19 protein-coding genes and 2 pseudogenes are annotated in these 23607 nt (G+C 65.8%); 9 read left to right on the top strand and 12 right to left on the bottom strand.

Annotated features, from left to right (window positions below):
• Positions 1-60: 60 nt before the first annotated feature.
• A complete protein-coding gene (locus tag JT1_RS14425) occupies positions 61-648 on the top strand; it encodes a recombinase family protein (protein ID WP_068327926.1) in 588 nt (195 codons plus the stop codon).
• Positions 649-935: 287 nt separating this feature from the next.
• Here the strand turns inward: JT1_RS14425 and JT1_RS18990 are convergent, their stop codons facing one another.
• From JT1_RS18990 to JT1_RS14410, 4 genes and pseudogenes are all read right to left on the bottom strand, one after another.
• Positions 936-1139, bottom strand: a complete 204-nt coding sequence (locus tag JT1_RS18990) for a hypothetical protein (protein WP_255218334.1) — start codon at positions 1137-1139, stop codon at positions 936-938.
• Between the two features lie 9 nt (positions 1140-1148).
• Positions 1149-1280 (bottom strand): annotated as a pseudogene (locus JT1_RS19180) (DUF411 domain-containing protein); the annotation flags it as partial.
• 97 nt (positions 1281-1377) lie between these two features.
• On the bottom strand, positions 1378-2313 hold the full coding sequence (locus tag JT1_RS14415; protein WP_068327919.1) for a cation diffusion facilitator family transporter: 936 nt from the start codon (positions 2311-2313) through the stop codon (positions 1378-1380).
• Positions 2313-2690: an ArsR/SmtB family transcription factor gene (locus JT1_RS14410; protein ID WP_068327917.1), complete on the bottom strand. Its 378-nt coding sequence runs from the start codon at positions 2688-2690 to the stop codon at positions 2313-2315. Before JT1_RS14410 ends, JT1_RS14415 begins: the two co-directional genes overlap by 1 nt.
• An 85-nt stretch (positions 2691-2775) precedes the next feature.
• Between JT1_RS14410 and cmtR the strand changes: the two genes are divergently transcribed.
• The 7 genes and pseudogenes from cmtR to JT1_RS14375 all read left to right on the top strand — a co-directional run bounded on the left by cmtR (position 2776) and on the right by JT1_RS14375 (position 9631).
• Entirely contained in the window at positions 2776-3156 is a 381-nt protein-coding gene (gene cmtR / locus JT1_RS14405) for a Cd(II)/Pb(II)-sensing metalloregulatory transcriptional regulator CmtR (protein WP_068326586.1), read from the top strand.
• A gap of 2 nt (positions 3157-3158) precedes the next feature.
• Complete coding sequence (locus JT1_RS14400) at positions 3159-5123, top strand: heavy metal translocating P-type ATPase (protein ID WP_068327912.1); 1965 nt, start codon at positions 3159-3161, stop codon at positions 5121-5123.
• Positions 5120-5764, top strand: coding sequence for a DsbA family protein (locus tag JT1_RS14395; RefSeq protein WP_068327908.1), 645 nt, complete (start codon positions 5120-5122; stop codon positions 5762-5764). Before JT1_RS14400 ends, JT1_RS14395 begins: the two co-directional genes overlap by 4 nt.
• A pseudogene (locus JT1_RS14390) lies at positions 5745-6376 on the top strand (vitamin K epoxide reductase family protein). The gene JT1_RS14395 and the pseudogene JT1_RS14390 overlap by 20 nt, the downstream one beginning before the upstream one ends.
• 143 nt (positions 6377-6519) lie before the next feature.
• On the top strand, positions 6520-7113 hold the full coding sequence (locus tag JT1_RS14385; protein ID WP_082807692.1) for a TlpA disulfide reductase family protein: 594 nt from the start codon (positions 6520-6522) through the stop codon (positions 7111-7113).
• Complete coding sequence (locus JT1_RS14380; protein ID WP_068265955.1) at positions 7110-7868, top strand: cytochrome c biogenesis CcdA family protein; 759 nt, start codon at positions 7110-7112, stop codon at positions 7866-7868. The genes JT1_RS14385 and JT1_RS14380 overlap by 4 nt, the downstream gene beginning before the upstream one ends.
• Before the next feature lie 515 nt (positions 7869-8383).
• Positions 8384-9631 (top strand): IS256 family transposase, encoded by a 1248-nt coding sequence (locus JT1_RS14375; RefSeq protein WP_068327898.1) that lies wholly within the window; start codon positions 8384-8386, stop codon positions 9629-9631.
• A 386-nt stretch (positions 9632-10017) separates the two neighbouring features.
• On the opposite strand, the gene JT1_RS18010 is transcribed toward JT1_RS14375, so the two are convergent.
• The 8 genes from JT1_RS18010 to JT1_RS14330 form a co-directional block, all read right to left on the bottom strand.
• Entirely contained in the window at positions 10018-11904 is a 1887-nt protein-coding gene (locus tag JT1_RS18010; protein ID WP_082807691.1) for a protein kinase domain-containing protein, read from the bottom strand.
• Positions 11904-15062, bottom strand: coding sequence for a type I restriction endonuclease subunit R (locus tag JT1_RS14365; protein ID WP_068327891.1), 3159 nt, complete (start codon positions 15060-15062; stop codon positions 11904-11906). The genes JT1_RS18010 and JT1_RS14365 overlap by 1 nt, the downstream gene beginning before the upstream one ends.
• On the bottom strand, positions 15062-16219 hold the full coding sequence (locus JT1_RS14360; protein WP_068327888.1) for a restriction endonuclease subunit S: 1158 nt from the start codon (positions 16217-16219) through the stop codon (positions 15062-15064). Before JT1_RS14360 ends, JT1_RS14365 begins: the two co-directional genes overlap by 1 nt.
• Positions 16220-16344: 125 nt before the next feature.
• Positions 16345-16680 carry a hypothetical protein gene (locus JT1_RS19175; RefSeq protein WP_068327886.1) on the bottom strand — a complete coding sequence of 112 codons (336 nt, stop codon included), beginning with the start codon at positions 16678-16680 and terminating at the stop codon, positions 16345-16347.
• Positions 16677-17869, bottom strand: a protein-coding gene (locus JT1_RS14350; RefSeq protein WP_169701965.1) for an IS3 family transposase whose coding sequence is annotated in 2 segments (ribosomal slippage) — positions 16677-17582 and positions 17585-17869 — 1191 coding nt in all. Because the reading frame shifts where the segments join, the coding sequence is not laid out codon by codon here. The genes JT1_RS19175 and JT1_RS14350 overlap by 4 nt, the downstream gene beginning before the upstream one ends.
• Before the next feature lie 39 nt (positions 17870-17908).
• The gene (locus JT1_RS14340; RefSeq protein WP_218005604.1) at positions 17909-19411 is read right to left on the bottom strand and encodes a type I restriction-modification system subunit M; all 1503 of its coding nucleotides are present in this window, start codon (positions 19409-19411) and stop codon (positions 17909-17911) included.
• Between the two features lie 736 nt (positions 19412-20147).
• Positions 20148-21524, bottom strand: coding sequence for a replicative DNA helicase (dnaB, locus tag JT1_RS14335; RefSeq protein ID WP_169702068.1), 1377 nt, complete (start codon positions 21522-21524; stop codon positions 20148-20150).
• Positions 21525-21800: 276 nt separating this feature from the next.
• Complete coding sequence (locus JT1_RS14330; protein WP_068327878.1) at positions 21801-22076, bottom strand: DUF2277 domain-containing protein; 276 nt, start codon at positions 22074-22076, stop codon at positions 21801-21803.
• A 54-nt stretch (positions 22077-22130) separates the two neighbouring features.
• Between JT1_RS14330 and JT1_RS14325 the strand changes: the two genes are divergently transcribed.
• On the top strand, positions 22131-23588 hold the full coding sequence (locus tag JT1_RS14325) for a DHA2 family efflux MFS transporter permease subunit (protein ID WP_068327876.1): 1458 nt from the start codon (positions 22131-22133) through the stop codon (positions 23586-23588).
• Positions 23589-23607 lie beyond the last annotated feature (19 nt).

Below are 23607 nucleotides of genomic sequence, written 5' to 3'. Positions count from 1 at the left end.
TCTCGACGAGAAATGTCTCAGGCGACATCGCCGGAAGGGTTTCTGAGGCAGTATGGGTAGGTGAGACTTCTGGGGTACACGAGAATCAGCACGGCCAGTCAGGACGCGCAGTTGCAGCTGGACGCGCTGGCGACGGCCGGGGTCGAAGCTCGGGACGTGTTCTCGGATGTGACCTCGGGCAGCAAGAACGCGTCGCAACGGCCAGGGATGCGCCGACTCTTGGAGTACGCGACCGCTGGAGACACGGTCGTGGTCTGGCGAGTGGACCGGTTGGGACGCTCGTTGATCGATGTGCTGAACACGGTCACCCTGTTGCGCGAGTCCGGCATCGGGATCCGCTCTATTCAAGACGGCATTGACCCCGCCACCACCAGTGGACGACTGATGCTGAACATGCTCGCCACTCTGGCTGAATACGAGCGGGAGCTGATCACAGAACGGGTCAATGCCGGCATCGCCGCAGCCAAAGCGTCCGGCACCCAGTTCGGGCGGCCCCGCGTGGAGCCAGCCGTGATCGCCGAGAAGCTCGCGATCGTCAACGATGCCCGCGCCAAAGGACGTACCGCTACCGACGCTGCCCGGCTCGTGGGGTGGTCCCGCGCCACGTTCTACCGCCACAACGCCACCGCCCAGGCACAAGACTCCTGACCGCGCCAGATACCCGGCAGGCACCCGCCACGGCTGAACATCGACGAGCCGCCGGCCCTTGACAGCCAGCGGCCCCGATCGCCTTGGCGGGGCGGCCATCCTGCCGCGCGCTCATCGGCGGAGTGCGCCCGCCCAAAATCTTCGTATCTTAAATAGAAATCGCGTTGCTCCAATTTAGAGCGCTTCTCGACATCAGATGTCGAGAAGCACCGAAGACTGCGTACGACACGCGACCTAGATGGCACGAATCAGGACTTCGCCATCCGGAGTAGAAAGTAGAGCCGAGCTCACAATGACGCCGTGACGGATGACTGCGAATGTTCGCGCGCCTTCCCGGGCCGGACCGGGCTCGACATGAACGAGCCTCTGAGGGGCGAGATCGGGGTTAAGCCCGTTGGTGCGAAAGCCTTGGTCACCTTGGCAAGGACTCTCGGTTTGCCGTCGGTGAGCAGCAGCACGTCGTAGGGGTCGAACTGGTCACCCTGCTCCATGCCGGGCGTGCCTACGGGCATGGCTGGCACGCTCAAGCCACGGGCGCCCTTCGGTGGGTCGGCCAGGTACTCCAGGACGAAACGCGCTGGAACGTGGCCGACGAAGACGTCGCCGTCGGGGTTGAGCGCGGTGACGCCCAGTGAGCGCCCGGGCAGCCTTGCTCATGGGGCGAGATTGCTGGGCGATTCCCTGCCGTCGACCCGGGGATCTCACACCCCCGGAGGGTGGTAAGTCGCCCTACGTGTGTTGAACCGAGGTGCATGCTCGCTCTCGTATTGCGGTTGTCTCCAGCTGGATGGTGGCATGTTCGAAGGAAACGGGAAAGTGCTCCTTCACACACGAAATGATCTGCTCCAGAATCTGCGGTGCGTGGCCCGACTCGAAGCACTCGTCGTCGATCACGACGTGCGCGGAGATGACGGGTAGGCCAGTGCCGATCGTGGAGGCGTGCAGGTCGTGGACCTCACGAACATGCTCCAGCTCAAGGACATGTGTCCGCACGGCGTCCAGGTCGACGTCCTTCGGGGTGAACTCCATCAGCACCCGCACGGTCTCGCGCAAGAGTTTGTAAGCGCGGGGGAGGATCAAGGCCGCGATGAACAGCCCGGCGATGGTGTCCGCCCGTTGGAACCCCGTGGTGGCGATCACGATGGCGGCCACGATCACCCCGAGGGAACCCAAGGCGTCGTTGAGCACTTCGAGGAATGCCGCGCGCATGTTGAAGTTCGCGTCGCGACTGGAGGACAGGACCACCATCGCGGCGATGTTCGCCGCGAGTCCGATGATGCCGAAGAGCAGCAGTTCCCTGGCTTGGACCTGCGTGGGCTCAACCAGTCGGCGGACCCCTTCGATGGCCGCGTAAGAACCCACCAGCAGCAGCAACACCGCTTGGCCTAGGGCAGCGACGATCTCGATTCGCGCGAAACCCCACGTGCGCTGGCTGCTGGGGGGCCGCAGCATCATGGTGGCCGCGATGACCGCGACCAGCAGGCCGGTGGAGTCCGATAGAGCGTGGGCGGTGTCCGTCAGCAGCGCCAGGCTGCCGGTGACGACGCTACCGATCGCCTGCGCGATGACGATGAACGAGGTGATGCCAAAAGCAATCAGAAGACGGTTGCGCAAGCCACTGCCCGCTTGCCCATTTGCCGGGCCGTGGTGGTGGTCGGATCCCATCAGACCTCCTCGGTCGCAAGTTGGTCGTGGTCACGGTGCTCGCGCAGGGACAACGACGCGCCCGACGCTGCCAGTAGCGCATCCGCGCTTTCGAACAGGTCAGACAGTCGGGACGGATCGGCCAACGAGATCCACGACGCCCGGCCCTCGGTCCGCACCCTCACCAGCCCACAGTCCCGCAGGCACGCCAAGTGCTTGCTCACCGTCGACTGAGCAAGGTGCATGTGGTCGACCAGGTCACGGACCCGATGCTCCCCACTGGAGAGGTGCTTCAGGAGCGCCAAGCGCGTGGGCTCGGCCAAGGCATGGAACAAGGCAGCGCAGGCGTCAGACACTTCCATCGCAGCCGGACCTTCAGGCTGGCTATTGATCGTCATGAAGCGATGCTACCGCCATGGAGCGATCAGTTGGCATCCGTTGCTCGACTGGCCCACAAGTCAGTCTTCAATGTATGGTCACTGAATGCTGAATAGTGCTGCTCGACTGGACGTGCTCAATCGATTGGGTAGGGCGATGGCGGACCCGACTCGAGCGCGGATCTTGGTGTCGTTGTTGCAGGACGCGAGCTATCCGGCGCAGTTGGCCCGCGATCTCGATCTGAGCCGCACGAATGTCTCGAATCATCTCGCGTGCCTGCGTGGCTGCGGGATCGTGATCACCGCGCCGGAAGGCCGTCGGACCCGTTACGAGATCGCCGATGCGCATCTGACTCGGGCGTTGGAGTCGTTGATGGACGTGGTTTTGGCGGTCGACGACGGGGTCCCCTGCATGGACGCGAACTGTGACGTGCCGTTGTGTTGCGGGACTGCACCTGCGCTGGTTGCCGATGAGCAGAGGGTCTGACGATGAGTGATGTGTGCTGCGGAACGGACGGGCCCGTGACTGAGGATCTCGCGCCGTGGTGGCGTGATCAGGGCTTGGCACTGCCAGCCTCCGCTGGAGTGCTGTGGCTGACCGGACTGCTGCTGGAATTCGGCGGCGCCGAGGGCCTGAGCGTGCTGTCCTACGCGATCGGCTTGGCTGCGGGTGCCTGGACCTTTGCTCCGGCTGCCATCCGCCGCCTAGTCACGGGGCGTGGGCAGGGCCGGCTGGGTGTGGGCCTGCTGATGACGATCGCCGGTACGGGTGCCGTCCTGCTGGGGCACCTGGGCGAGGCAGCAGCTCTGGCCTTTCTGTTCTCGATCGCCGAGGCGCTTGAGGACCGCGCCATGGACCGGGCCCGTCACGGGCTGCGGGCGTTGTTGTCCCTGATCCCGGAAACCGCTGTCGTTTCACGAGCGGGAACGGACGAGCGGATCCCCGCCGAGCAGGTCCGGCGGGGCGATGTCCTTCTCGTCGGCGCTGGCGACCGGGTCAGCACGGACGGCGTCGTCGAGGCGGGTCACTCGTGGATGGACACCTCGGCAATCACCGGCGAGTCGATCCCCGTCGAAGTCGCGCCTGGCGACGAGATCGCGGCCGGATCGGTCAACACCTCGGGCACGTTGCGCATCACAGCAGTCGCCGACGGGCGCGACAACTCCCTGACCCAGATGGTCGAGCTCGTCGAGCAGGCTCACGCGGACAAGGGCGAGCGTGCGCGCCTGGCTGACCGCATCGCCCAACCACTCGTCCCATTGGTGCTGCTGGCCGCGGCTTTGATCGCGGCGTACGGGTTCGTCGTGGACGACCCAGAGACGTGGATCGAGCGTGCGCTGGTGGTGCTGGTCGCGGCCTCACCCTGCGCCTTGGCGATCGCGGTCCCGGTCACGGTGATCTCAGCGATTGGCTCGGCCAGCAAGTTCGGGGTGATCATCAAGTCCGGAGCAGCCTTCGAGCAACTCGGGACGATCCGCACGGTCGCCTTCGACAAAACAGGCACCCTGACTCGCAACGAGCCCCGGGTGGTGGCCACGCACGCGGCCAACGGTCACACCGACGCGGAGGTGCTCTCCTTGGCAGCGGCACTGGAGGCCACCAGCACCCACCCCCTGGCGGCGGCAGTGGTCGCTGCCTCACCAGATCATCCTGCGGCGAGCGACGTCCACGAGCACGCCGGACACGGCGTCACCGGGTTGGTGGACGGACTCCGGGTACGCGTTGGCAGCCCCCGCTGGGTCGCCCCGAACGACCTGAGCGGGCAGGCCGACGCCATGGCCACCCAAGGCATGAGCCTCATTGTGGTCGAGGTCAACGATCAAGCATGCGGCGTGATCGGCATCCGCGACGAGCTGCGCCCTGAAGCGGCCCAGGCCATCTCCGCCCTGCACCAGCAGGGGGTGTCCACCGTGATGCTCACCGGTGACAACACTCGCACTGCGCAGGCCATCGCCGGTGAAGCCGGCATCCGAGAGGTTCACGCGGAGACCCTGCCCCAGGACAAGGCCGACCACATCCGCGCCTTGATGGACACGGCCCCGACGGCGATGATCGGCGACGGCATCAACGACGCGCCCGCGCTGGCCACGGCCACCGTCGGTATCGCGATGGGCGCCAGCGGTTCCGCCGCTGCAGTCGAGTCCGCAGACGTTGCCTTCACCGGCCACGATCTGCGGCTGCTGCCACAAGCCCTCGCACATGCCCGCCGCGGACGAGCGATCATGACCCAAAACGTCGTCCTGTCCGTGGCCCTGATCGCGGTCCTCTTCCCGCTCGCTCTGTTCGGCGTGCTGGGTTTGGCCGCGGTCGTGCTGGTCCACGAGGTCGCCGAGGTCATCGTCATCGCCAACGGTTTGCGAGCTATCCGCACCCAGCGCCATTCCCAGCCTGAGGCCAGAAACGATGACTACTCTGCGCGCCAGCAGCGCCCTTCGATGATTGGAACCCGATGAGCAAGAGCCTGAAACTGTCCATGGCCATGATCGTGGCGGTCCTGGTGGCATTGGTCGCTGCGGTGACGTTCAGCCGGGCCAGCGAAGAAGCGGCACCCACGGGGTCCGGAAACGGGGCGTCCGCGCCCTTGGTGCGCGATGACAGCCCCCGCCTGACCTCCGGCAAGAAGGCAGTGTTCGTGGAGTACCTCGACTTCGAGTGCGAGGCCTGCGGCGCAGCCCACCCCGTCATGACAGACCTGCGAGAGAAATACGGCAACGACGTGACCTTCGTGGTGCGATACCTCCCCCTCCACGGAAACTCGATGAACGCGGCACTAGCCGCCGAGGCCGCCCGTGAACAGGACAAGTTCGAGGAAATGCACGACAAGCTCTTCGAGACGCAGACCGAGTGGAGCCACTCTGAGTCGTCCAAGGAGAAGACCTTCGAGGGATATGCCCAGGAGCTGGGGCTGGACATGAAGCAGTACCGCGCCAGCCTGAAGGACCCCGCCGCCGCGCAGCGCATCGAGCAGAGCAAGAAGGACGCCCAGACACTGGGCGTCACCGGCACCCCCACGTTCTTCCTCGACGGCAAAAAGATCGAGCCGACCACCATCGCCGACTTCGAGACCAAGCTTGATGCCGCAATCGAAGACTGAGCCGGCCGTCGTCACCCCGGCGGCTGCGGTCAAGGCACGTGGACTGGGCTGGCTGTACCTCGTCGGGGGCCTGGTCGGGCTGCTCTGCGCCGTCGTGCTGCTCGTGGAGAAGATCGAGCTGCTCAAGAACCCGGACTACGTCCCCTCGTGCAGCATCAACCCGATCCTGTCCTGCGGCTCGGTCATGGTCACCCCGCAGGCAGACGCCTTCGGCATCCCAACCCGCTCATCGGAGTCGCCGGGTTCGCAGCCCTTGCCATGCTGGGAGCAGTCCTGGTCAGTGCCACAAGCCTTCGTGCATGGTTGTGGGTGGCGACCCAAGCCGCGGTGACCCTCGCGGTGGTGTTCATCCACTGGCTGATCTTCCAGAGCCTGTACGTCATCGGCGCACTGTGTCCCTATTGCATGGTCGTGTGGGTCGTGACCATCGCCGTCTTCTGGCACACCACCATTCACAACCTTCGGCGTCATCAGGGTTCCCTCGCTTCACCCGCACACCGCGGTGTGGCGATGCTCATCGAGTACCGCGCAGCGGTCTTGACCGCCTGGTACCTCGTGATCATCGTGCTCATCGCTATCAGGTTCTGGGACTACTGGGTCACGCTCCTGTGATCACTGCCCCGTGGACCGAATCGCCATCACGCCGAGAGGCCGAGCGCCATCCTCCAGCCACCTCGGCGCTGACGAACGACGACCCCGATACCTTGCCGCGCATCCACGCACGCGCGGCGACAACCTCAGGAGCATGAGACCGAATGACCGCACGCTGTCCCTCCCGCCGAAGTCTCCTCGCCGCGGCCAGTGCCATCGCTGCCACCGGTGGTCTCGCCGCGTGCTCCTCATCCGGCGCCAAGGACGAGCAAGACCTCGGCTATCGATCCGGGGACGGCAGCGTGACCGCCTTCGACGAGACCCAGCGCGGCGAACCCGTCGAGCTCGCCGGTGAAACGCTAGACGGCCAGACGTGGGACAGCGCCGATCACCGCGGCCAGGTCGTCGTCGTCAACGTCTGGGCCAGCTGGTGCGGACCCTGCGCCAAAGAAGCCCCACACCTCGTCGCGCTGAACAAGGAGTTGAAGGGGGAGGAGGTGCAGATCGTCGGGATCAACTTCCGAGAGTCCTCCGTAGCGACCGGCAGAGCACAAGCCAAGACGTGGGGCTTCACGTGGCCCTCGATCTACGACAAGTCCGGCACCACCTCGATCGCCATGCAAGGCAAAATGACGACCCAGCCCTCCACCGCTGTCCTCGACCGCCAGGGTCGTATCGCTGCGGTGGTCCTCGGAGCGACCACGCAGTCGACCCTCCAAGGCCTGATCGAGGACACCCTCGCCGAGGAGGGCCGATGATCGTCGCTTTCACGACCGGGCTCAGTGACCAGGTCGCCAGCGGGGCTCTGCCTCTCGCGGCGCTCGTCGCGGCCCTCGCCGGGCTCGTCTCCTTCGCCACGCCCTGCGTGTTACCCCTCGTACCGGGCTATCTCGGCTACGTCACCGGCCTGTCCGACGTAGCACTGGAGAAGCGCAGCCGCGGCCGGATGGTCTTGGGCGCACTGCTGTTCATCCTCGGCTTCACCCTCGTTTTCGTTCTTGCCTCGATGTTCGTCGCCACCGCCGGCCGCGCGCTCGTTGAGCACCGAGAGCTACTGATGCGCATCGGTGGCGTAGTGGTGATTCTCATGGCCCTTGTCTTCCTCGGCGCCGGTTCGCAGCGGACCTTCCGACTGCCGATCAAGCCCGCCACCGGCCTGGCCGGGGCCCCTGTCCTCGGAGCCGTCTTCGGTCTGGGCTGGGCGCCCTGCATGGGCCCTACCCTCGCGGCGGTCCTCGCGCTCAACCTCGCCAGCGACGCCTCGATCACCCGAGCTGTCGTTCTCGCCGTGGCCTACTGCCTCGGGCTCGGCCTTCCCTTCATCCTCATCGCCGCGGCCTACGAGCGATGGGCCCCGGTCTCGTCGTGGCTGCAACGACACCAGCGCGCGATCCAGGTCGTCGGCGCAACCCTGCTGATCATCGTCGGGACACTCCTGCTCACCGGCGGATGGGATGCGATCGTCCAGCGGCTGCAAACCAGACTCATCAGCGACTGGGAAGTGCCCCTCTGATGTGAAGGAGCGTTGCCCACTGATGTCCGCCAAGGTCTCCAGAGCCTCGTTGTCGACGCCGGCCTCGCGGTGGCCATAAAGCGCTTGACCAGGAGTCCTGCGATCGACGCTGGGGCTTGGCCGGCGGTTTCGGTGACCAGCCAGGAGGGGGGTGGGGTGGCGCGCATGGGGCTTGCGGGAGTTTCGGAACAGTAGTGAGATGGAGGGGGCAAGTCTCCGAGGCGACGAAGCGAGACTTGGCCGAACACCTGCGGGGGACCGAGCAGAAGCGCGGTCAGCCGCAGGTGGACTTGGCGTGACTCGAGGCGCAGTTTCGGGAGCTCGACGCACTCGTGTCCCAGGAGCTCAGTTACCGCCACCGCCGCGAATTGAATTCTCACCGCACTCGGGTCAGTTGAGTCCCCGATAGTGGTGTAGCGCAGTGACCGTCATCGTCCCGGTAGTGGACATGGGTGCGGCCACCGCGTGATCCTTCGAGCGAACCTCTCACAGCACTCTCGAATGGAGTCATCACGATGACCGCACCTCACATTGTCGACCCTCATGGCCTGTTGAGCGAAGCCCTGTCCGAAGCATCGCCCGACATGATGCGTTCCCTGTTGCAGACCATGATCAACGCGTTGCTGTCCGCGGATGCCGATGCCGTGGTTGGCGCGGAGTATGGCCGGGCCACTCCTGGGCGGGCGGCACAGCGAAACGGGTACCGCCACCGCGACCTCGATACCCGCGTCGGCACCGTCGATGTCGCAATCCCGAAACTGCGCTCGGGGACCTACTTCCCCGAGTGGCTCCTCGAGCGCCGCAAGCGCGCGGAGTCCGCGTTGATCACGGTCGTCGCGGACTGCTACCTCGCTGGCGTGTCGACCCGCCGCATGGACAAGCTCGTCAAGACCCTAGGGATCGACTCGCTGAGCAAGTCCCAGGTGTCGCGGATGGCCGCTGATCTGGACCAGATCGTCGAGGAGTTTCGCCACCGGCCCCTGGCCGATGCTGGGCCATTCACGTTCGTGTCCGCCGACGCGCTGACGATGAAGGTCCGCGAGGGCGGGCGGGTGATCAACGCCGTCGCGTTGATCGCGGTCGGGGTCAACGCCGACGGGCACCGCGAAGTCCTCGGGCTACGCGTGGCCACCTCCGAGACAGGTCCGGCGTGGAACGAGTTCTTCGCCGACCTGACCGCCCGAGGCCTGACCGGCGTCCGGCTGGTCACCTCCGACGCCCACAAGGGCCTGGTCGAGGCCATCGCGGCGAACCTGCCCGGCGCGTCGTGGCAACGCTGCCGCACGCACTACGCCGCGAACCTGATGTCCGTGACGCCCAAGAGCATGTGGCCGGCCGTGAAGGCGATGTTGCACTCGGTGTACGACCAACCCGACAAGGACGCCGTCCAGGCGCAGTTCGAGCGGCTGCTGGAGTACGTCGACGGCAAACTGCCCGAGGTCCACGAGCACCTCGACGCGGCCCGCGCGGACATCTTGGCGTTCACCGCCTTCCCCAAAGACGTGTGGACCCAGATCTGGTCGAACAACCCCGCCGAACGCCTCAACCGCGAGATCCGACGCCGTACCGACTCCGTGGGCATCTTCCCCAACCGGGCCGCGATCGTGCGCCTGGTCGGGGCGGTCCTGGCCGAGCAAACCGATGAATGGGCCGAAGGTCGGCGCTACCTCGGCCTCGAGGTCCTCGCCCGCTGCCGCGTCAACATCGTGCCCGCCCTCGACCCCGAGACCGGAGGCGACAACCTGCCCGCATTGACCGCCTGAACCACCAGAAGGAACACGCAGGCGCTACACCACTACCCGGGGCTTGACCCTCGGGTCGAGTGGCTCCTGCCTGCTTTCCCTCAGTCCACGGTGCGCCGGAGGCCCCGACGCAGCAGCTCCACTCCTGAGGCCAAGTAGATCCATAGCAATCAATTTTTGCTGCAAAGAACGGCCGTCACTGCAGTCTTCGCTGCATCTCGACAGCGCCGCTGTCGAGATGCAACGCAGATTCGAGGGGACACGCGGCCTACTTTGCACAGAACCCGTGTTTAGAGAACTGCGCGCCAAGCACCCGCGTCAACTCGTGCGACTCGCCTCTGTGTCAAACGGTCGCGGCCAACGGCTGGCGCCCAAACGATGAGCGCTCCATAGTCGCCACAGCGAGTTCACCAGCCGAGCTGCACGCCATCCTCGCTCCATCGATCCAGAATTTGCAGATGCCAAGCACTGTCTGGACCTCGGAACCATCGCTCAACTTCTCGGGCAACGGCTCGGCCAGCGATGGCGTTAGCCTCGCTGGCGTCGTAGATCGCCCTCAAAGTGCCGAAGTCGCGACTGAGGTCAACCGCCCGGTGCGACCAGATCTGATCAACGATGCCGAGTGCGACCAGGTGCCGTTCGAGAGGAGCGGTGCGAGCGCTTTCCAACTCCTCGAGCAAGCGACGCGCCCTTTGCGACGGGGCTCGCCCGCTCCGAGCCGGGGGATCGAGATCGCACTCGCTGGCCTCCTCGAAGAACCCTGGTATTCCCTGCAAGGCTTTCGAAGTCAGGCCGAAGAGGTCGGCCTCGTTCGATAGGACGCCTGATTCCACCAGTGCACGTGCAGCGGAGCCGCGCAGGGATGCGATTTGCAGAGCCTGCTTGCTTGCCAGACGTGCAAGCCGCCATATCACTTGTTCGGGGCAGGCTGCTGAGTTCGGGCACCAGTCTTGTGGCTTCACAAGGACCCGATCGACCCAAATCTTGGACTCGCGGTACTCGAGGCGAGTCCCGCAGGACGGACACATCAAGGGGAGGCGTGCACGGGTCTCGGTACCATCTCGCCACCCGACGAACCACCCGTCGACGACGGCCGCCATCGGGCCCCGTCGAAATGGACGAACGGCGACCACATCTCCCACCAGGATGCGGCCATCACGTAAGTCGCGCTGGTTAACCCCCGTCACCCTTTCAGCATCAAACGGCTGGAACGGAGGCACTGCCTCCAGTTTCGGCCTCAGCTCCACGGGACCGAACGTGACCTGCGGTTCGACGTCCACGAGTCGCATCACGGCGAACTCGCGGGGCAAGATGGGGGGCCTCCTGGACCGAGGCCGCCGATCTCGGAGGTCGGGGCTAGCGATTTCAAGCTCTTTGAGTCGCGCGACCCTCAGGTCGTACTCATCGTCGGCCATGCTTGGATACCCCGAGTAGAAATCCCCCGCTGCAATACGAGTGGCCGTCAGGAGGTGATCGCGTTCTACCGCGGGAGCCTCGATCCGAACTCCCCTGAGGAACTCAACAACGCGGTCGGCTGAAGGTCGCTCACTCACCCGCTTCCTCAGGCACCGCGTCGCCAGAATGCGCAAGGGCGTCGGCATACCGGACAGGTCCGGCTCGTTCTGGGTGATCGCTTGATGCATTACACCGGGGGCCCCTTGCGAAAACGGCAGATGGCCACTGACTGCCTTGACCAGGCAGACTCCGAACTGCCAGATATCTACGGCCGGGGTGACAGCCGAACCAGTCCACTGCTCGGGTGCTTGAAAGGCAACCTTCCCGACCTGCTCTCTCGTGAATTCCCCGGCCTCCCCGAGCGCAGCGATCCCCAGATCGATCAGACACCCCTTCCCCTGACCGTCGACGATGACATTGTCAGGCGTGACATCCCTGTGGACCAGGCCCTCGGCATGGACGGCAGCCAGCCCCTGAGCCAGTGCAAGGAGCGCATCGACAGCCTGCTCCGCTGGCAGGGGGCCCTCAAGCAGCTTCTTCTTGAGGGTCGCGCCACTGATGAGCTGGTACGCGATCCACGGAGGGTCCGAGTGGAGGCCTGAGTCGACAACACGCGCCACGTGCGGGCTTGCGACGCGTTGTGCGGCGGCAAGCTCTCGTGAAAACCGGCCCCGGCCGGACCTCGAGTTGCCCGCCACAGAGTCCAAGACTTTCAGAGCGATCTTGGCTCCATGTCGGTCCTCCGCTTCGTAGACCCTGCCGAACCCACCCCGACCGATCTCACGGATTGTTCGATAGGGACCGAACCAGTCACCCTTCCTAGACTCTTGGCCGCCCATCACTGGCCAGCCCCTCTGGGCGTCGACACAGCAGGTGCTCGGTCCGCCGCCGTCTCATAAAACGCATCAGCAAGGGCCACCACAACGCCGGCCACCCCGGGCCCGTCACTGAAGAAGTAGTCCGCCATGGTGTTGTGCGCGTCCTGGTTCTCCACGACCGCCTCGGTGACAGCGGCTTGGAAGTCCTGCGACTCCATGAACTGCTTCTTCGAGTTCACCCGCGTCTGCGCCACCAGGTCGGGGTAGTCCAGCAGCCGCTCGACGAGCCCGTTGACGAACTCCCTGATCTGCGACTCCGCGAAGGACTCCGCGCCAAACAGGTCGTTCATCCGGTCGATGACGACCTGCAGCGCGACGTACTTCGGCTCCTTCTTCGCGCCTGACCCGGCAGCGCTGATTCCCTTCAGCTCTCCGTCACCGGTCAGCGCGATGTCCGCTTGCGCAGCCTTGGTGTGCTTGACCCCGACGAGCACGACGTCGGACAGGTCGACGTCGGCCGACCAGGACTCGTCCTTGATCACCCGCTCGAGTAGCCGCAGGTAGATCGAGAGCATCTCCATGTACGGGTCGCCGTAGTCGACGATCTGACTCATGAAGTCGTAGAGCCGCACGTACGTTGACACGTCCTTGCGGAAAAGTTCGAGCTCGTTGAGCAGCACCTTGTCGTCGGTCTCGAGTGCCTTCTCGTATCGCTTCGCAAAGGCCGTCTTCGCCGGCGCCACCGCCGCCGACAGCGCGTTGTTGCCCTTGCGCCGCACCCACAGCTCAGCCGTCTTGCGGACCTCATCCTCGGTGTAGATCCCTGCGTGCGCCAGCTTCGTCGCAAGGTGCACCACCACATAGGGGTCGGTCTCGGTCTCGAGACGGGCGGCCGTGAAGTACGGCTCGAAGGACTGCCGGATGTCCTCGGGCTTGTTCACGAAGTCGATGACGAATGTCTTGCGCTTCTGCTCCCCACCAGCGGTGCGGTGCGTGCGGTTCAACCGCGACAGCGTCTGCACCGCGGTCACCCCGGACAGGCGCTTGTCGACATACATCGCCGACAGCAGCGGCTGGTCGAAGCCAGTCTGGAACTTGTTGGCGACCATCATGATCTTGTACGTGTCGCCCTTGAACGCCGCCGCCAGGTCACTGCCGGCGCCAGGGTTCATGTTGGCCTCGGTGAACTCGTCGTCCTTGCTCGGCGCCGGCCCCCACTCGACGGTCCACACCTCGTTCTCATCCATCGTCACCCCACCGGAGAAGGCAACGAGCGTGCGGTAGTTGTACGAGGCGTCCTCCGCGGCACGCTTGGCGATGAAGGCATCGATCGCCTTCTTGTACTTCACCGCGGACTTGCGCGAGTCCGTCACGACCATCGCCTTGGCCTTGCCGTCGAGCAGGTGCGCGACGTTGGCGTGGAAGTGCTCGACGATGATCTGCACCTTCTGGCTGATGTTCGTCGGGTGCAGCTGCACCCACCGCATCAACCCCTTGCGCGCAGTCCCCTCCTCGACCTCCCCTTCGCCGGTGGCACTGGCCTTGCCGGCGATCTTCAGCGCGGTGTCGTAGGACTGGTACCCCTTGAGCACGTCGAGGATGTACCCCTCCTCGATGGCCTGCTTCATCGAGTACAGGTGGAACTCGACGGGCGTACCGTCGGGACCCTTCCGCCCGAAGAGCTCCAGCGTCTTGTTCTTCGGCGTCGCGGTGAAGGCCAGGTAGGAGATGTTCGGCGACTCCGCCCGCTCCCCCATCTCCGCGGCCAGGACCGACTCGACGTCGACCTGCCCGCCCTCCTCGATGTCCTTGACCTCCTCTGAGGTCAGCACCGCCTTGAGCTTCGCCGAGACCTGGCCGGACTGGGAGGAGTGCGCCTCGTCGGCGATGACGGCGAACTTCTTGCCCTTCAGCGCCGAGTCCTTGCGGATCTCGTCCAGCGCGTACGGGAAGGTCTGCACCGTCACCGCGATGATCAGCTCACCGTTCTTCAACGCCTTCGCCAGCAGGTTCGACTTCGACGTCGCGCCCGCCTTGTGCACGTCCTCCGGGCTGATCGTCGCCACGATCTTCTTCCCACCGTCGATCTGCCGGATCGCCTCCTGCAGCTGCCCGTCGAGGACCGTGCGGTCGACGACCACGATCACCGAGTCGAAGACCTTCTCGTCGTTCACGTGCAGCCGTGCCAGCCGGTGCGCGGTCCACGCGATCGTGTTCGTCTTGCCCGACCCCGCCGAGTGCTCGATGAGATACCGCTGCCCGACACCTTCCTCCTCAATAGCCGCGGCGATGTTGGTCACGGCCTCCCACTGGTGGAAGCGGGGGAAGAGCATGGACGTGCGGCGAAGGGAGGTCCCGGTCGCCACGTCCCACTCCTCCTTGGTCTCGACGATCATCAGTCGGCCGATGATGTTGAGCCAGGCGTGCTTCTCCCACACGCGTTCCCACAGATATGCCGTCGAGGACTTGCCGTCCGCGGCCGGCGGGTTACCGGCACCGCCCTCGTTGCCGGTGTTGAAGGGGAGGAAGTGCGTCTTGTCGCCCTCGAGCCGCGTGGTCATCGCGGCGAGGTCGTTGGAGACCGCGAAGTGCACCAGAGCCCGGTGGCCGAAGGACAGCAGCGGCTCGACCCGGCCGTTGGTGATCGGGTGGCGATCCTTCTTGTACTGGTTGACCGCCTCGTCCAGCGACTGCGTGAAGTCGGTCTTCAGCTCCACCGTCGCCACCGGCAGCCCGTTGACGAAGAAGACCAGGTCGATGCTGCGCTGGTCCGCCGTCGAGAAGTGCACCTGACGCATCACCCGCACCCGCATCGCCGCGTACTGCTCGACGGTCGTCGGGTTGAGCGAGGTGTCGGGGCGGAACTGCGCCATCTTCAGCCGGCCCCCACCGACGAACTGGACGCCGTTGCGCAGGATGTTGAGCATCCCGCCGCCGTGCTCAAGCGGCTTGTCGAGTGCTGTGGCCAGGACGTCGAGGAACTTCGCCTCGGTCCCCGCGGCCTTCAGTGCTTTGGCGAAGGGGGTCGGTTGCGTCTCCTCCAGCCAGGCGAAGAGGTCGGCCGGGAAGAGCGCCCGCTCCCGGTCGTAGCCCTGATCATTCTTGGCGTACAGCCAGCCGTGCGCCTCGAGGTGCGCGCAGATCTCGTCCTCGAAGACCACCTCGTTGTGGTCAGCCATTACGCCACCTCTCGTACGTCGATCTGCCCCGTCACCGCAGCCGTGATCAGCGCCGCCCGCCGCTCACGTGACAACTCGATGAACCGCTCCGTCTCAGCGATCAGTTCGTCGATCTTGGTTGTCTGCTCATTCACCGTCGCGACGAGCTCCCGCTGCTCTGCCAATGTGGGCAACGGAATGCGGAGCGCCCCGATGATGTCGGAGTTCAGGTTGTCCATCGTGGAGCCAACCGACGCGAGGGCAAGGGCATCTCGGTTTCGGCGGCTACTGAAGACCAGTGCCGCGAACGGTGCGTCTATCCGATCGGGATCGACGCGCACCAAGGCAGAACCTGTCCCGCACAGATATCCCGCAGAGGACTCGTCGACGACCGCGCACCTTCCGAGGTCGCCTCGGCGGGCACAGATGAGGTCGCCTCCCATCAGAGCGTGGCGACCCAGTTCCTGAGCCTTCGGTGCGGATACAGCAACCCGAGGGTCTGGGACGATCTCGCCTGCAACCATGTGGGAAGGGTTGATGATCGGCGTTCCCCCGTCTTCGTACTCGTCCGACTTGAGTTGACTCCCAAAGGGACCTGTCTGGATGAGCGTGGCCACTGACTTGAAGGGCACAGTCCAGTCGAGCATCGCGATCGAGCGCTCAACTGCGGCAACGCGACGCTCGCGGAGCATCTCGATCAGGCGCTGCTGCTCCTCGATGAGCGTGTCGATGCGGGCGGTCTCTCGGTCCAGGTATTGAGCGATAGCCCGCTGTTCGCCCAACGGCGGCAGCGCGAGGGCCACCCTCGCGAGATCCCCAGACTTGATCCCCACGCGGGTTACACCGGAAGCAAGCACCGCCCACTGGCCAAGCGTCGGCTGCGCCGCAAGAGCCCAGTACAGGAACTTGGGGTCGGCTACGAAGGCATCGGGTCGCACGATAGACAAGTGGTAGCCGCACACGAGATCCGCAGCTTCGTACTCGACGAACGCGGGAACCCCGATGTCGTCGGCCGTCTCCGAGTCCTTCGTTAGCAACGTGTCACCGACTGCGAGCCGGAACTTGTCGATCTGCTCCCGTGAGGCAGTCGCTTGCATGAAGTCCATACCTTCGGCGATGCTCGCGTTCTTGTAGACATCCGTGTAGTTGCACAAGCGAACGGCCTGCTCGCCTTCCACTGAATGCTTGTCCACATTGCTAGGCCATGCACGTGCGACCTGATCGAGCCGGCCCAGGCGCCAGTGAGCTGGGATTTCGTTAAGCCACTTTGAATCCAGGACCATGCGGTCGGGATAAGCAACCATCACTGCTCAACCTCGTGCAAGAGCTCGAGGATCTTGGCGACCTGCTTCTCGAGGTCGGCGTCGATCTCGGCGAGAGGCCGGGGTGGCACGTACTTATAGAAGTGACGGGTGAACGGGATCTCGTAGCCGACCTTCGTCTTCGCGTGGTCGATCCACGCGTCGGGGACGTGGGGGGCGACCTCGGCGTCGAAGTAGGTCTGGATGACTTCGCTTCGAGACGCTCCTTCGTCGCTCCTCAGCGAGCGGTCGTCATTGGGGGCGAGTCCGTAGGTGAAGGGGACGTTCTCGGTGTCGCGCTTGGGACTGCTGCACGAACGGGTGACAGGTTGGGTCACGCAGCCTGAGTGGCGGGCGTGGTCATGATGGCTTCGTATTCAACAGGGGTCAATCGTCCGAGGCCGGCCTGGCGTCGGCGTCGGTGGTAGGTCCTCTCGATCCAGGTCACGATCGCGATCCGGAGCTCCTCGCGGGTGGCCCAGGCGCGGCGGTCGAGGACGTTCTTTTGGAGCAGTGAGAAGAAGCTCTCCATGGCCGCGTTGTCCCCGGCCGCACCGACGCGGCCCATGGATCCGACCATGCCGTGCCGGTTGAGTGCGTGGACGAATTTCCTGCTTCGAAATTGCGATCCTCTGTCCGTGTGAACCACACAGCCGGCCACGTCGCCGCGCCTGGCGACCGCGTTGTTCAGCGCCGCGACCGCCAGTCGCGACTTCATCCTCGAGTCGATCGAGTAGCCCACGATCCGGTTGGAGTAGACGTCCTTCATCGCGCAGACGTAGAGCTTGCCTTCCGCGGTCCAATGCTCCGTGATGTCCGACAGCCACAACTCGTTCGCGGCATCAGCCTTGAACTCGTGCCGGACGACGCCGTGCTTGTCGACCACGGCGCACAGGTCGTCGTGGACCGGTGGACCGGGCTTCTTCGCCTTGCCGTGCTTGGGCTTGCCGAACACCGACCACCACCCCAGCTGGGAACAGATCCGCCACGCGGTCCGCTCCGCCATCGCCTCACCTGCGATAGCGGCCTCGTCGACCAGGAACCGATACCCGAACTCCGGGTCGTCCTTGTGGGCGTCGAACAGCGCGTTGGCGCGGTAGGCCTCGACCAGTTCTGCGTCGGTGACCGGCGCCTGGAGCCAGCGGTAGTAGGGCTGGCGAGCGATCTTGAGTACCCGGCACGTCACCGTGACGGGGATCCCGTCGACGGCCAGCTCGCGGACGAGCGGGTACATCATTTTCCCGGCAGATTGGCCTGCGACAAGTAGGCAGCCGCCCGGCGCAGCACCTCGACTTCTTGCTCGAGGAGCCGGTTGCGCCGCTTCAACTCGCGTAGCTGGGCGTTCTGGTCCTCGGTCATCCCGGGCTTGGTGCCGTCTTCGACGTCGGCGGCGCGCATCCAGGAGTTCAACGTGGTCTGGTGGATCCCGAAGTCCTTCGCGATCTGCTCCAGCGGGGTCTTCGGATCCCGGCTCCTGGCGACACGAACAACGTCGTCACGGAACTCGCGGGGGTAGGGCTTGGGCACAGCGACATCCTCTCAAGCCTGCCCGTCGGGCAAGCCAGTTCAGTTGTCACCTATTCGTGCAGCAGTCCCCTTTTTGCTGTCCGGCTTGGGCTTGCCCTTGCGGTCGGTGACGACCTCCCCTTCGTCATCCAGCAGAGGCCGCTCGACGGTGATGGTCCAGTAGCCGAAGTCCTCGTTGCGGAGCACCTTGGAGTGCTCCGGGTCCGCGTCCTCGAAGTCGTCGTAGAGCTTGAGGACCTTGGCGCGGTCCGCGTCGCTGATCTCGCGGTTCTTCGAGCCGAGGCTCTTGCGCATCTTCGTCCAGTACGACGTGCCGTCGATGAGCTGGACCTTGCCCTTGCGCTCGTCGATCTTGGAGTTGTCGAGGATCCAGATGTAGGTGGCGATACCGGTGTTGAAGAACATGTTCGTCGGGAGCGCGACGATGGCCTCGACGAGGTCGCCTTCCAGCAGGTGCCGTCGGATCTCCGAGGGGCCCGAGCCTGCGGCGCCGTTGAAGAGCGGGGAACCGTTCATGACGATGCCGACGCGGCCGCCACCGTCCTGCGGGTCGCGCATCTTGTGCGCGAGGTGCAGGAGGAAGAGCATCTGTCCGTCAGAGGTCGCGGGCAGACCGGGCGCGAAGCGGCCGTAGGGGCCGGCCTGGTCGCGCTCCTCCTTGACCGCCTTCGCGTACTGCTTCCAGTCCACGCCGTAGGGCGGGTTGGACATGCAAAAGTCGAACTGGCGATTGGTGAAGGCAGGTTCGGTCAGGGTATTGCCGAAGGCGATGTTGGTGGGGTCGTTGCCCTTGGCGAGCATGTCCGACTTGCAGATGGCGTAGGACTGCGGGTTGTACTCCTGCCCGAAGAGGCTCAGCCGCGCGTCCGGGTTCTGCGCCAGCAGGTGCTCCTGGGCGAGCGAGAGCATGCCGCCCGTGCCAGCCGTGGGGTCGTAGAGCGTGCGCACGATGCCGGCCTCGCCCAGGCCGGCGTCCTCCTCGGCGAAGAGCAGGTCGACGAGCAACTTGATCGCGTCGCGGGGCGTGTAGTGATCTCCCGAGGTCTCGTTCGCGGCCTCGTTGAACTTGCGGATGATGTACTCGAAGGCGTCACCCATGTCCGAGTTGGAGACCCGATCGGGGTGCAGATCGATCGCCGCGAAGGAGCTGACGACCTCGCGCAGGAGTTCGGCCTTCTCGAGCGCGACGATCTCCTTCTTGAAGTCGAAGTACTCGAAGACGTCGACGTCCGGGGAGAAGCGGTCGATGTAGTCGTTGAGGTTGTCTGCCAGGCCGTCGGCGTCCTTGAGCAGGTTGGCGAAGGAGTAGTTCGAGGTGTTGTAGAAGGTCCGCCCGGTCGCCTTCTTCACCTCGACCTTGAGCCGGTTGGGGTTGTCGAACTTGGCCGCGAGGTCACGGACCATCTCGCGGTCGGGGGCGAGGATGCAGTCGAGGCGTCGGAGGATCGTCAGCGGGAGGATGACGTTGCCGTACTGGTTCGGCCGGTACGGCCCCCGCAGCTGGTCAGCGATCGACCAGATGAAGCTTCCGAGCGTGCTCAACAGGACCCCTCACGGCAAGACGACGATTGTTTTCGTCATCTTGCCGCAGCTCGGATTGCTTCTGCCGCGAGGGCCGCGTTCAACATGCACGTCGCCCGACCCGGAGGTTCTCGCGCCGCCTTCGATTCAGCCTTGAACGACGGTCTGCCCGCACAGTCTCTGGTGCGGGCAGACCTTTTCAGACGGCGCGGACCAAGACGTAGCCTCGCCGACGGCTCTCCAGCAGGTTGTCCCTCAGCTCGCGCTCAACGATCCCGCTGAGATCTGCGGGCGTCTGGCACCCGCACACAGAGCCACCGCCCCGGCCATAGCCCACCGGCGCGGAGTCCTCACAGCGCAGTTCCGGCGGAACTCCGCGGGTGAGGGGGACACAAAGGTCGTGACCATCACAGGATCGGCCGACCAGCTTGACGCGACAGCGATGTGGAGACATCGCGTCCTCCTTCCCGGTCCAGTTGGACCGAAATGGGGAGGCACCTAGACTCGCGACTGCTACATCGAGGTTGTCTCAGGCGACCTCCGGCGGGGCGAGCGTTCCAGCGCTCGTCCCGCTTCTTTTGGGCATGGACCCGCGGATGCGGGCCCATCCTGCCGACGACCACTAACAGCCGTCGGAAGCTACTCGCTGGCCAGACCCGGTCAGGAACCGATACCGGAACGCGTCGAACAGGGATGCTGCACCCGAGGATGGGCGGCTGAAGGCCACGTTCCACCACGGAAGCAGCCCCATTGCCCATCAGAACCCGCCGGAGTCCTTCGCCAGGTTCGAGAACCGCGCGTAGTGCCCCTGGAAGCCCAGCACGATGTCGGCCGTCGGGCCGTTGCGGTGCTTCGCGACGATGACGTCGGCCTCCCCTTCGCGCTCCGACCCGGGGTCACGGTCACGGTGGAGCAGGATCACGAGGTCGGCGTCCTGCTCGATGGAGCCGGACTCACGCAGGTCGCTCATCGCGGGGCGCTTGTCGGTGCGCTGCTCGGGGCCACGGTTCAGCTGGCTGATCGCGATGACCGGGACCTGCAGCTCCTTGGCCAGGAGCTTGAGCGCACGGGAGAACTCCGAGACCTCCTGCTGGCGGGACTCGACCTTCTTGCCCGAGCTCATCAGCTGCAGGTAGTCGATGACGATGAGCTTGAGGTTGTGCTGCTGCTTCAGCCGCCGCGCCTTGGCGCGGATCTCCATGAGCGCGAGGTTGGGCGAGTCGTCGATGTAGAGCGGGCTGTCGCTGATCCGCCCGACGACCCGCGAGAGCTTGCGCCAGTCGGGGTCGCTCATCTTTCCGCGCCGCAGGTGCTGCAGCTGGATGCTGGCCTCCGCCGCGAGGACACGCATGGTGATCTCGCTGCGGCTCATCTCGAGGGAGAAGATCGCGGTCGCCATGCCGTGGTGGATCGCTGCCGCCCGGGCGATGTCCACACCCAGCGTGGATTTGCCGATTGCCGGCCTCGCCGCGATGACGATCATCTGCCCCGGGTGCAGACCGTGCGTCAGCTCGTCGAGGTCCTGGAACCCCGTCGGCACACCGGTCATCTCGTCGGTGCGCCCCGCGGCGACCTCGATCTCGGTCATCGTCTCGTTGAGCGTGTCCCACAGCGGCGCGTAGTCCTCGCCGCCGCGCTTCTCCGCGACCGTGTAGACCTCGGCCTGCGCGGCGTTGACGATCTCCTCGACGTCGCCACCGCCCTGGGCGTAGCCCATCTGGACGATCTTGGTGCCGGCCTCGACGAGGCGGCGCAGCACGGCGCGCTCGGCGACGATCTGGGCGTAGTAGCCGGCGTTGGCGGCCGTGGGGACGGACTGGATGAGGTCGTGCAGGTACGCCTGGCCGCCGGCGCGCTGCAGGTCGCCGCGCTTGCTCAGCTCGTCGGCGATCGTGATCGCGTCGGCCGGCTCGCCGCGGCTGTACAGGTCGATGATCGCGTCGAAGATCAACTCGTGCGCGGGCTTGTAGAAGTCGTGCCCCCGCACCGCCTCACCGACGTCGGCGATCGCGTCCTTGGACAGGAGCATGCCGCCGAGCACGGACTGCTCCGCGCCCAGATCCTGGGGCGGCAGACGGTCCGGCGGCGGAGCGGAGGAGTACGGGCCCGTGTCCCCGAAGACCCTCGTGTCCATCTCGCTCGTCGTCACCGCGTAACAGTCGCACCCAGCACCGACAACACCAAACGACTCTGTGGACAGACCTGTGGACAGTGTGTGGACGACGCGCCATGTGACTGTGCACAGCCCGTGGAGAACCCTGTGGATCTCGCTGTCCCCCAGGTCACAACACCGGGTCTGACCTGCGGAAACGTCCGCTCACACGTGTGGACCCAGAAAAGATTCACCATCCGCCATCCACAGGCGGCGACACGCCCGAGGCCACACTCACCCCCCTTCGCGCAAGTCGGATCAGCCGGTGCGGCCGTACCTGACCCGGGCCCGCTCGCGGGCCTTGTCCGCCTCCACGTCACGGTCCTTGGGCGGGGCGCTCGTCACGAGGTGGTCCAGCAGGTGTTGAGTGACCTGGGCGATCTCCTCGACGGCCTCGTCGAAGGCCGCCTGGTTGGCCTGGCTCGGCTTCGTCGACCCGCTCACCTTGCGCACGTACTGCAGCGCGGCGGCCCGCACCTCGTCGCTCGTGGCCGGGGGCTCGAAGTTGTGCAGCTGTCGGATGTTTCGGCACATGCCTCCAGTGTCCTCCCGTTTGGTCCACTCGTTGCGGTACCGGACCATGGACGCATGCCCCTCACCGCGGCCCCGCCGCACCCCGTGACCACGCCTGCCCGGACGACCCTGGTCCTGCGCGTGCTCACCGTCGCCACCTTCGTCGTGATCCTCAACGAGACGATCATGAACAACGCGATCCCGCGCCTCATGGACGCCTTCGCCATCCCGGAGACGTCGGCGCAGTGGTTGACCACGGCCTTCATGCTGACGATGGCCGTCGTCATCCCCATGACCGGGTGGATCCTGCGACGCCTCGCCACCCGTCGCACCTTCGCGCTGGCCATGGGCCTGTTCACGATCGGGACGGCCCTCGCCGCGGCGGCGCCGACATTCGAGGTCCTCGTGGCCGCCCGGGTCGTCCAGGCGAGCGGCACCGCGGTGATGATCCCGCTGCTGATGACGACGCTGATGGACCTCGTGCCGGTCGGCGACCGCGGCCGCACGATGGGCAACGTCTCGCTCGTCATCGCCGTCGCCCCGGCCATGGGCCCGGCGGTCTCCGGCGTGCTGCTCGAGCTCGGCTCGTGGCGCCTGATCTTCCTCGCGGTGCTCCCCATCGCCGCGGTCGCGCTGTGGCTCGGCCTGCGGCAGCTGCCCGACGTCGGCGAGCGCGGGCCGAGCCGCCTCGACCTGCCGAGCGTCGCGCTGGCCACGGTCGGCTTCGGCGGTCTCGTCTACGGCCTCTCGGGGCTCGGCGGCGGCCACGGGGGCGAAGGGGGTACCCCGGCCGCACCGCTCGTCCCGCCTGCTCCGGCGGCCGGCCTGGCAGTCGTCGCACTCGTCGTCTTCGCCCTCCGCCAGCGTGCCCTCGCCCGCAGCGGCGACCCGCTGATGGACCTGCGCGCGTTCCGCCACCGCAGCTTCACCGGGGCCTTCGTCACCATGTGCCTCGGCTTCGCCGCGCTCATCAGCTCCGTCATCCTGCTCCCGATCCACCTGCAGAAGGGCCTCGGGCTCACCACCCTCGAGACCGGCCTGCTCCTCATCCCGGGCGGGCTCGCCATGGGTCTGCTCGGGCCGGTGATCGGCCGGCTCTACGACCGCATCGGGGCGCGCCCGCTCGTCGTGCCCGGCGCTGTCGGCATGACGGTGTCGCTCGGGCTCTTCGCGGTCCTGCTGCCGCACGTGGGGCAGTGGACGGTCCTCGTGCTGCACGTCCTGCTCAGCCTGTCGCTGGCGCTGCTCTTCACACCGCTCTTCACCGCGGGCCTCGGGTCCTTGCCCACCTCCCTGTACGCCCACGGGTCGGCGCTGCTCGGCTCCTCGCAGCAGGTCTTCGGCGCGGCCGCCACGGCGACGAGCATCGCCGTCATGTCGCTCGTCGCCGGCGCCGACCCGACGACGGCCGAGCGCACGGGCGGGGTGCAGGCGGCCTTCGTCATGCTCGCCGTCGCTGCCGCGCTGAGCATCGCGACCTGCTTGATGGTGCAGACGCCCGGGCAGGCCGAGGAGCCCACGAGCCACGAGTGACCCGCGCGGACCCCTTCGC

It is taken from the genome of Janibacter terrae NBRC 107853, assembly GCF_001591405.1.
Taxonomy (GTDB): Bacteria; Actinomycetota; Actinomycetes; order Actinomycetales; family Dermatophilaceae; genus Janibacter; species Janibacter terrae.
This window is presented reverse-complemented; position numbering and strand designations above follow the sequence as displayed.

What these genes read in the sequence shown, in the direction of transcription:
- JT1_RS18010 (WP_082807691.1), bottom strand. Translation starts at nt 11,904, where the DNA reads ATGGGCGGCCAAGAGTCTAGGAAGGGTGACTGGTTCGGTCCCTATCGA.
- JT1_RS14330 (WP_068327878.1), bottom strand. Translation starts at nt 22,076, where the DNA reads ATGTGCCGAAACATCCGACAGCTGCACAACTTCGAGCCCCCGGCCACG.
- JT1_RS14325 (WP_068327876.1), top strand. Translation starts at nt 22,131, where the DNA reads ATGCCCCTCACCGCGGCCCCGCCGCACCCCGTGACCACGCCTGCCCGG.
- JT1_RS14365 (WP_068327891.1), bottom strand. Translation starts at nt 15,062, where the DNA reads ATGGCTGACCACAACGAGGTGGTCTTCGAGGACGAGATCTGCGCGCAC.
- dnaB (WP_169702068.1), bottom strand. Translation starts at nt 21,524, where the DNA reads ATGGACACGAGGGTCTTCGGGGACACGGGCCCGTACTCCTCCGCTCCG.
- JT1_RS18990 (WP_255218334.1), bottom strand. Translation starts at nt 1,139, where the DNA reads ATGGAGCAGGGTGACCAGTTCGACCCCTACGACGTGCTGCTGCTCACC.
- JT1_RS14415 (WP_068327919.1), bottom strand. Translation starts at nt 2,313, where the DNA reads ATGGGATCCGACCACCACCACGGCCCGGCAAATGGGCAAGCGGGCAGT.
- JT1_RS14375 (WP_068327898.1), top strand. Translation starts at nt 8,384, where the DNA reads ATGACCGCACCTCACATTGTCGACCCTCATGGCCTGTTGAGCGAAGCC.
- JT1_RS14385 (WP_082807692.1), top strand. Translation starts at nt 6,520, where the DNA reads ATGACCGCACGCTGTCCCTCCCGCCGAAGTCTCCTCGCCGCGGCCAGT.
- cmtR (WP_068326586.1), top strand. Translation starts at nt 2,776, where the DNA reads ATGCTGAATAGTGCTGCTCGACTGGACGTGCTCAATCGATTGGGTAGG.
- JT1_RS14380 (WP_068265955.1), top strand. Translation starts at nt 7,110, where the DNA reads ATGATCGTCGCTTTCACGACCGGGCTCAGTGACCAGGTCGCCAGCGGG.
- JT1_RS14410 (WP_068327917.1), bottom strand. Translation starts at nt 2,690, where the DNA reads ATGACGATCAATAGCCAGCCTGAAGGTCCGGCTGCGATGGAAGTGTCT.
- JT1_RS14400 (WP_068327912.1), top strand. Translation starts at nt 3,159, where the DNA reads ATGAGTGATGTGTGCTGCGGAACGGACGGGCCCGTGACTGAGGATCTC.
- JT1_RS14395 (WP_068327908.1), top strand. Translation starts at nt 5,120, where the DNA reads ATGAGCAAGAGCCTGAAACTGTCCATGGCCATGATCGTGGCGGTCCTG.